Genomic DNA, 1,924 nt, shown 5'->3' on the forward strand with positions numbered 1-1,924 from the left:
TGGTCGACGGGGGCGACGCCGACGGCCGGAGCGAGCGGATCCTCCGCGGCCTCTCCGCCTTCGCCGGCCGCCCGCTCTCCGTCGACGAGAGCATCGCCGCCGACGAGCACCTCCTCGGCGACCGGAATCACGCCCTCGCGCACCTGATGCGCGCGGAGGGCACCCTGCACCGCAGCGCCGACGACGCCGTCTCCGCGTACGCCCGGGCGTGCGCCGTGCTGGTCGACGTCCGCGACCTGGCCGCGATGGGCGCGACGCTCGCGTTCGGCGGCGTGCACCCGGGGACCGGCGAGCGGGTCGTGCCGGCCTCGGTCGCGCGCGACGTGGTCGCGGTCATGGCGACGTGCGGCGTCTACGACGGCTCGGGCCGCTGGATGCGCGCGGTCGGCGTCCCCGCCAAGTCGAGCGTCTCGGGCGCCCTCGTCCTCTCCGCTCCCGGTCGCCTCGGCGCCGCCGTCGTCAGCCCGCCGCTGGACCCCCAGGGCACCAGCGTCCGCGGCGCCCGCGTCGCCGCCCGCCTGAGCGACGCCCTCGCCCTGCACTCCTTCGCGGTCGCCCCCCGCTGACCGCTGCCCCGTTCCCCCGCTCTCCCCGCTCTCGCCGGCGCAGCCGCGGCCCGTGCCTCGCGCCGTCGCAGGCGCCGGCGCCCACCGCACCCTCAGCGGAGACCACCCGCCCTCCCGCGACAGCGAAGGGCCGAGCCGCATCCGTGCACGCTCGCCCTCAGGGCCGAGCCGCGTCAGCGCACGCTCGCCCGCAGGGCCGAGCTGACCGCCGAATCGCGTTCCAGCGATTCGCCGTAACGGTACGCTCCCCGCTCCACGAAACGCCCCACCTCGGACAGCCGACCGCGGAACGGATGACGACGAAGGACGAATCCGCTCCATCGAGCACCGCCGAGCTCACCGCCGAATCGCGTTCCAGCGATTCGCCGTAGCGGTACGCTCCCCGCTCCACGAAACGCCCCACCTCGGAAAGCCGACCGCGGAGCGGATGACGACGAAGGAGGAATCCGCTCAATCCAAGAGCAGCGCCGGTTCCTCCAGCACGCTGGCGACGTCGGCGACGAAGCGGCTGACGACGTCGCCGTCGACGACGCGGTGGTCGAAGGAGCCGCCGACCGTGGTGACGAAGCGGGGGCGGACCTCGCCGTCGACGACCCAGGGCTTCTGCTTGATCGTGCCGAGGGCGATGATCGCGACTTCGCCGGGGTTGAGGATGGGGGTGCCCGTGTCCATCCCGAACACGCCGATGTTGGTGATGGTGATGGTGCCGTTCTGCATGTCGGCGGCGGTGGTCTTGCCGTCGCGGGCGTCGAGGGTGAGCTTCTCGAGGGCCTGCGCCAGTTCGAGGAGGCTCATCGACTGGGCGTCCTTGACGTTGGGGACGAGCAGTCCGCGCGGGGTGGCCGCGGCGATGCCGAGGTTGACGTAGTGGCGGACGACGATCTCGGTGTCGGTCCAGGCGGAGTTGACGGTGGGGTTGCGGCGGACGGCCCAGATGATGGCCTTGGCCATGATGAGCAGCGGCGAGACCTTGACGCCGGCGAAGTCGGGCGAGTTCTTGAGGCGCTTGACGAACTCCATGGTGCGGGTCGCGTCGACGTCGACGAAGACGCTGACGTGGGGCGCGGTGAACGCGCTCGTCGACATCGCGGCGGCGATCGCCTTGCGGACGCCGCGCACGGGGATCCGCTCCTCGCGGTCGTCGCCCCAGGCGGGGGTCTGGATGTTGCGGAAGACGCTGGCCTGGGAGGCGTGGCGGATGACGTCGTCGCGGGTGACCTCGCCGGCGAGGCCGGTGGCCTGCACCTCGAGGAGGTCGACGTCGAGGTCCTTCGCGAGCTTGCGGATCGGCGGCTTCGCGATGACGGGGAGCGCGGCGGCGGCCGGCACGGAGGCGGGCCGGACCGGGGCCGTCGGGC

General features: G+C 73.3%; 2 protein-coding genes. One reads left to right on the top strand and one right to left on the bottom strand.

Annotation, left to right across the window (positions count from 1 at the left end):
- Window positions 1–566, top strand: a 566-nt coding sequence (locus C5C50_RS16555) for a glutaminase (RefSeq protein WP_146085932.1), incomplete at its 5' end; no start/stop codon positions are given.
- Between the two features lie 450 nt (window positions 567–1,016).
- On the opposite strand, the gene C5C50_RS16560 is transcribed toward C5C50_RS16555, so the two are convergent.
- Window positions 1,017–1,924: dihydrolipoamide acetyltransferase family protein (locus C5C50_RS16560; protein ID WP_146085933.1), on the bottom strand; the 908-nt coding region annotated here is incomplete at its 5' end.

The sequence above is a fragment of the Rathayibacter sp. AY1D9 genome, from assembly GCF_002932395.1.
Taxonomy (GTDB): domain Bacteria; phylum Actinomycetota; class Actinomycetes; order Actinomycetales; family Microbacteriaceae; genus Rathayibacter.